The following is a 6,715-nucleotide window of genomic DNA, read 5'->3' on the forward strand; positions in this document are numbered from 1 at the left end:
CTAGATCTCGAGCACGAGAGTAATACGCCGGTCGCAGGACGTCTGATCTGGTCAGCGGGCCCGATGTGCACGCCTTGATCGATTTCTACGGTTGAGGCATCCACTGAGGGAGAGAGCATGAGACGCCGTAAGAACCTCGCCGCCTCGATCGGCGGCTGGAGTGCCCGCCATCGATGGTCGGCCCTGCTGATCTGGATCGCGTTCGTCGCCGCGGCGACGTTCGTGGGAAGTGCCGTCGGCACGGCCGAGATGAAGAGTTACGAGAGCTCCAACGGAGACTCCCGTCAGGCCGAGCAGATCCTGGACGGCGCGAACTACAAGGACGTCGCCAGTGAAGTCGTCTTGATCCAGTCGCACACCGGAACGCTCACCACGGGTGATCCCGCGTTCCGCGAGGCCGTCATGGGCGTGAAAAGCGCGGTCGAGGCCACCGGCCAGGTCGAGAACGTGCGCACGCCGTACGACAAGGAGCCCTCGCCCGTCACCCAGGACCGGCGCACGACCCTGGTCCAGTTCGACATGAAGGGCGACGCGGCGACCGCCGGCGACCGGATCCAGCCGGTGCTCGACGCGGTCGCGGGCGTGCAACGGGCCCACCCCGATCTCCGGGTCGAGGAGGCCGGCGGGGCGAGCGCCGACAAACTGGTCGGCGAGGCGATCGACGAGGACTTCGTGCGGGCCGAGCAGCTGTCGCTCCCGATCACCATCGGCATCCTGCTCGCGGCGTTCGGCGCGTTGCTGGCCGCGCTGGTCCCGGTCGCCCTGGCGATGACGGCGATCTTCTCGGCCACCGGGCTGCTGGCGCTCACCAGCCAGCTGCTGCACGTCGACTCGGCCACCAGCAACGTGATGTTGCTGATCGGCCTCGCGGTCGGTGTCGACTACAGCCTCTTCTACATCATGCGGCAGCGCGAGGAGCGGGCGAAGGGCCGCGACAAGCGCACGGCCATCGAGATCGCCGCCGCCACGTCCGGCAGGGCCGTCCTGATCTCCGGCATCACCGTCATCGTGGCGATGGCGGGGATGTTCCTGACCGGCAACGGCATCTTCATGGGCTTCGCCGAGGGCACGATCCTCGTGGTCCTGACGGCCGTCGTCGGGTCCCTGACCGCCCTGCCCGCACTGCTCTCGCTGATCGGCGACAAGATCGACGCCCGGTTGATCCACGGCACCGTCCGCACCGTCACCAGGGGAAGGGTCGGCTGGCGGCGCATCCTCGGCGTGCGAGGCGGCGAGAGCCGGCTGTGGGGCGCGATCATCGACCCGGTCCTGCGTCACCCGGTCATCTCCGCGGTCCTCGCCGGCGGTCTCCTCGTCGCGCTCGCGATCCCCGCGTTCAGCCTGAAGACCGGCGCACAGACCATCGACGACCTGCAGGGCGACTACTCGATCGCCGAGACCTTCAAGCGCATCGACAAGGCGTTCCCCGGCGGAAACGAGCCCGCCGTCGTCGTCGTCAAGGCCGCCGACGTGACGACCCCGCAGTTCACCGCCTCGATCGAGGAGTTCAAGAAGCAGGCGCTGGCGACGGGCGAGGCGAACGAGCCGATCAGCGTACGGATAAATCCGGATAAGACGGTGGCGCAGATCGCCATCGGCATCAAGGGCACCGGGACCGACGCGGTCTCGGAGCACGCCGTCCACACATTGCGCGAGAAGGTCCTCCCCGCCACGATTCCCGGAGCGCACGTCACCGGCGGCACGGCGGGCTCGATGGACTTCGACGAGCAGCTCCGCCGGTCGATCCCGCTCGTGTTCGGCTTCGTGCTGCTGCTGGCCTTCGTCCTGCTGCTGATCTCGTTCCGCTCACTTGTGGTCGCGGTCAAGGCCATCCTGCTCAACCTGCTGTCCGTCGCGGCGGCCTACGGCGTGCTCGTCCTGGTCTTCCAGCGGGGGTACGGCGAGGGCCTGCTCGGCTTCACCTCCACCGGCTCGATCACCAACTGGCTGCCGTTGTTCCTGTTCGTGATCCTGTTCGGCCTGTCGATGGACTACCACGTCTTCATCCTCAGCCGGATCCGTGAGGCCTACGACAGGGGCATGCGCACCGAGGACGCGATCGCTACCGGCATCAAGAGCACCGCCGCCGTGGTCACGAGCGCGGCGCTGATCATGGTGGCGGTGTTCTCGACCTTCGCCACCCTGTCGCTGCTGACGTTCATGCAGATGGGCATCGGCCTGGCGGCCGCCATCCTGATCGACGCGACGATCGTCCGGGCGGTCCTGCTGCCCGCGACGATGAAGCTGCTGGGCGACTGGAACTGGTACCTGCCGCGCTGGCTCGACTGGCTGCCCCAGCTCTCCCACGGCGATCACGACGACGACGGCGACGCGCGGGAGGAACGGGTGCCCGCCCTCGTCGGCTGACGGCGCGGCCTGCGCCTGGAGGTCCACCAGCTGGACACTCCAGGCGCAAGCCGTACATATCGGTAAAATCCTCAACTATGGGACGAAGCGGTGGAACGCGTAGACCCTTGATCTATTGGACCGCCGGCGTCGTCGCCTACATGATCGCGGTCTTCCACCGGCAGTCCCTCGGCGTCACGGGCATCGACGCCTCGGCCCGCTTCGGTGTCGGCGCGACCGGTCTGTCCATCCTCGCCATGGTGCAACTGCTGGTCTACGCGGCGATGCAGATCCCCGTCGGAATCCTGGTCGACCGGCTCGGCTCCAAACGCATGTTGCTGGCCGGAGCGTCGGTGATGGCGCTCGGCCAGCTCGTCTTCGCCCTGGCCGCCAACCTGCCCGCGGCCGCCGCCGGCCGCATCCTCATCGGCTGTGGCGACGCGATGACGTTCATCAGCGTGATCCGGATCATCACCGTGTGGTTCCCCCCACGGCGTAATCCCGTGATCGTGCAGCTCACCGGACTGCTCGGCCAGCTGGGCGCGGTCGCCTCGGCCGTTCCGCTGATCACCTCCCTGCACGCCAACGGCTGGACGCCCACCTTCCTCGGAGCCGCCGCGCTCGGGGCGGTCTCCCTCGTCGTGGTCGGCGTGGCGTTGCGCGACCGGCGGCCCGAGACGGAGACGGCCGCACCCGCGATGCGGGCCGCGTGGGCCGAGCCGGGCACCCGGCTCGGGATGTGGACGCACGCCGCCACCCAGTCGTCGGCCGCGGCCTTCACGATCCTGTGGGGGTACCCGTTCCTGGTCCAGGGCCAGGGGCTGACCCCGAGGACCGCGGGGCTGCTGCTGACCACGATCACCGTGCTGTCGATGATCTGCGGGCCGCTGTTCGGCTTCCTCGCCGGGCGGTTCCCTCTGCGGCGGTCGTGGATGGTGCTGACCATCATCAGCGGCACCGCGGGAGCCTGGACGCTCGTCCTGCTGTGGCCGGCCCCCGTACCCCTGTGGCTGCTCGTGCTGCTCGTGGTCACGCTCGCGACGAACGGGCCGGGATCGATGATCGGGTTCGACTACGCGCGGACCTTCAACCCGGCCGAACGGATCGGCGTCGCCACCGGCATCGTCAACGGCGGCGGCTTCGTCGCCTCCATGTCGGTGATCGCCGCGATCGGCGTCTCGATGGACGTCCAGGGCGACTACCGCTGGGCGTTCGCCGTGCAGTATCCCGTGTGGATCCTCGGCGCCGTCCAGGTCCTCCGCTACCGGACGCGGGCTCGCCGCCTGCCGCGTCTGCGGCCGGCGACGAGCAACGCCTGAGGCGCACCTTGGGGACCTCCGTCACGAGCGCTGGTCGCCCCGCAGGTGCCGTGCCGCGCTGACGAGGTTGGTGAGCGCCGCCTCGACCTGGTCGTACGTCCGGGTCTTCAGCCCGCAGTCCGGGTTGACCCAGACCCGGTCGGCGGGCAGCACCCGCAACGCCGCCTTCAGCGCGACCTCGATCTCCCAGGTGCTCGGCACCCGCGGTGAGTGGATGTCGTAGACCCCCGGGCCGAGACCCCGTTCGAAGTCGCCGATCGCCTCCTCGTCGAGGATCCGCGCGCCCGACCGCGCCGACTCGATGGTCGTGACGTCGGCGTCGAGGGCGTCGATCGCATCGAGGATCTGGTCGGCGTCGGAATAGCACAGGTGCGTGTGGATCTGCGTGCGGTCGCCCGCGCCGGACGTGGCTCTGCGGTAGGCCGCCACGGCCCACTCCAGATAGGCGTCCTGGTCCTCCCGGCGCAGCGGCATGAGCTCGCGCAGCGCCGGTTCGTCGACCTGGATGACCGTCACCCCGGCGGCCTCGAGGTCGCGCACCTCGTACCCGATGGCGTCCGCGACCTGGAACACGACGTCCCGCAGGGGAATGTCGTCTCGGACGAACGACCACGCGACGATCGTCACCGGGCCGGTCAGCATGCCCTTGACCGGCTTGTCCGTCAAAGACTGCGCATGATGCGCCCACCTCACCGTGATCGGCTCCGGACGGCGCACGTCGCCGTACAGGATCGGCGGCCGAGTGCAGCGCGAGCCGTACGACTGCACCCACCCGTTGCCGGTGACCGCGAAGCCGTCGAGATGCTCGGCGAAGTACTGCACCATGTCGTTGCGTTCCGGCTCGCCGTGGACGAGCACGTCGAGCCCGAGCCGTTCCTGCAGCGCGACGGCCCGCGCGATCTCGGCGCGGACGAGGTCGTCGTAGGCCGCCTCGTCCAGTTCCCCGGCCGCCAGCGCCGCCCGGGCCTCGCGCAGCTCACCGGTCTGCGGGAACGAGCCGATCGTGGTGACCGGCAGCGGGGGCAGGCGCAGGTGCTCGGCCTGCGCCGCCGCCCGGACCGCGTACGGGCTCCTGACCAGCATGTGTTCCGGCGTGTGTTCCGGGGTGTGTTCCTTCGCGGGTTCCGGCGCCGCGTTCGTCTTCGCCGGTTGGCCCGCGGCGGGTGTGGTGGGCCCACCGACCGGCGCGGCGTTCGGTGTGGCGGCCAGGAGGGCGGCCAGCTCGACCACCTCGGCGACCTTCTGGTCCGCGAACGCCAGTCGCCGCCGCACGTCAGGATCGAGCCCCGGTTCGAGATCCAGGTCGTACGGCACGTGCAGCAGCGAGCAGGACGTGCTCACGACGACGTGCCCGGCCTGCTCGCGTACGGCGAGCAGCGTGGCCAGTGCCCGTTCCTGGTCGGTGCGCCACACGTCACGCCCAGACACCACGCCCGCGACCACGGTTTTCCCGGCGAGCAGGGCCTTTCCGGGTCGCGCGGTCGTTTCAGGGAGCGCAGCCTTTCCGGGGAGCGCAGCCTTTCCGGGGAGCGCAGCCTTTCCGGGGAGCGCAGCCTTTCCGGGGAGCGCGGTCTCGTCAGCCGCTGCGCCGATGCCGGGGACACTCCCGGGGACACTCCCGGCCACCAGGTCGAGGCCGATGGCTTCGACCGGCGTGGCCGCGAGGACCGGCAGGGCGTCGCCGAGATCTCCGAAGTACGAGGCGACGAACAGGGCAGGTCGGTCGGCCAGGCCTCCCAGTCGCTCGTAGGTGGTCCTGACGGCGGCCAGTTGCACACCGGTCCTGTCGGTGACGAGGGCCGGCTCGTCCAGCTGGACCCACTCGACGCCCTCCGCGGCGAGTTCCTGAAGCAGTTCCTCGTAGACCCCGAGTACATCGGCCAGCCGATCCAGAGGGGCGAATTCGGCCGGCGCGCCCGGAGCAGCCTGCGACAGCAGGAGGAAGGTGACCGGGCCGACCAGTACGGGCCGCGTCTCCAGGCCCAGTTCGCGCGCCTCCCGCACCTCGGAGAGCGGCTTGGTGGCATCGAGCCGGAACGAGGTGTCCGGCCCGATCTCGGGGACGATGTAGTGATAGTTCGTGTCGAACCACTTCGTCATCCGCAGCGGCGCGACGCCCTCCGCGCCCCGCGCCATGGCGAAGTAGGCCTCCTCACTGGTACCCCCCCGATATCGATCAGGGACGGCGCCGAGCAACACGGCCGTGTCGAGCATCTGGTCATAGAGCGAGAACGTCCCGGACGGCAGTGCACCCAGCCCGAGCCCGTCGAGCCGCCGCCAGGTCTCTTCTCGCAGTCGCCGTCCCGTGCTCTGAAGGTCCTGGTACGTCGAGCGGCCGTCCCAGTACGACTCCAGTGCCCGCTTCAACTCCCGATGGGGCCCGATCCTCGGATAGCCGAGCACAGTAGAGGCGGGAAAGGTCGGCGGACGCGCAGTCATGATGGCTCCCTTGGCCGTTCAGGGTTCGGACGGACGCATCCTGCCCATCCGCTACGCACGATCGCCTATTCCATAAGCGTGGCTTATGCGTCTCACGAGCAGGTTGCAAACTCCTGCGCATGCGACCCCCTCGCGCCGGGACTCCCGTCCAGGCACGCGTGAATACCGCAGGGGGCCCGCCAGCGGACGGCGAGGCCTGCCCGGCGCAATGGCCGGGACACTCGTCCAGGCAGGCAGGAACACCGCAAGGAGCCCGCCGGCCAGTCGAGCCGCGCATCTCGGGCATTGGACCCTGGGGCCCCTGAACCTTGGAGCCACTGGACCTTGGGCAACCGTCATCGCCGATCGGGCCCACCTCGGGACCCCCCCTAACGTCGATCATGTTCGCGTGGGGTGGTTGATGCGTGGTCCGGTGGTTCGGCCGGTGTAGGTGAAGGCCCAGCGGTCTTTGCCGGCTATCCGGCGTTGGTAGTGGTGGGGGCGCCGGTAGCGGTCGCGGTTATGGAACTGGCACGCCGGTCCGAGCAGACGTAGGTCGGTGTGGCCGCCGTCGGACCAGTTGTCGGCGTGATCGATCTGGCACATCATGGCCGGCAGCGGGCATCCCTGGA

3 protein-coding genes and 1 pseudogene are annotated in these 6,715 nt (G+C 69.4%); 2 read left to right on the forward strand and 2 right to left on the reverse strand.

Annotated features, from left to right (window positions below):
- Window positions 1-117: 117 nt before the first annotated feature.
- Both Pph01_RS15595 and Pph01_RS15600 read left to right on the forward strand, forming a co-directional pair.
- A complete protein-coding gene (locus Pph01_RS15595; RefSeq protein ID WP_204073777.1) occupies window positions 118-2,367 on the forward strand; it encodes an MMPL family transporter in 2,250 nt (749 codons plus the stop codon).
- A gap of 107 nt (window positions 2,368-2,474) precedes the next feature.
- Complete coding sequence (locus Pph01_RS15600) at window positions 2,475-3,665, forward strand: MFS transporter (RefSeq protein WP_239116719.1); 1,191 nt, start codon at window positions 2,475-2,477, stop codon at window positions 3,663-3,665.
- Between the two features lie 21 nt (window positions 3,666-3,686).
- On the opposite strand, the gene metE is transcribed toward Pph01_RS15600, so the two are convergent.
- Window positions 3,687-6,104: a 5-methyltetrahydropteroyltriglutamate--homocysteine S-methyltransferase gene (metE, locus tag Pph01_RS15605; protein ID WP_204073778.1), complete on the reverse strand. Its 2,418-nt coding sequence runs from the start codon at window positions 6,102-6,104 to the stop codon at window positions 3,687-3,689.
- Window positions 6,105-6,482: 378 nt separating this feature from the next.
- Window positions 6,483-6,715 (reverse strand): annotated as a pseudogene (locus tag Pph01_RS15610) (hypothetical protein); the annotation flags it as partial.

The organism is Planotetraspora phitsanulokensis, assembly GCF_016863295.1.
Lineage (GTDB): Bacteria > Actinomycetota > Actinomycetes > Streptosporangiales > Streptosporangiaceae > Planotetraspora > Planotetraspora phitsanulokensis.

What these genes read in the sequence shown, in the direction of transcription:
- Pph01_RS15595 (WP_204073777.1), top strand. Translation starts at nt 118, where the DNA reads ATGAGACGCCGTAAGAACCTCGCCGCCTCGATCGGCGGCTGGAGTGCC.
- metE (WP_204073778.1), bottom strand. Translation starts at nt 6,104, where the DNA reads ATGACTGCGCGTCCGCCGACCTTTCCCGCCTCTACTGTGCTCGGCTAT.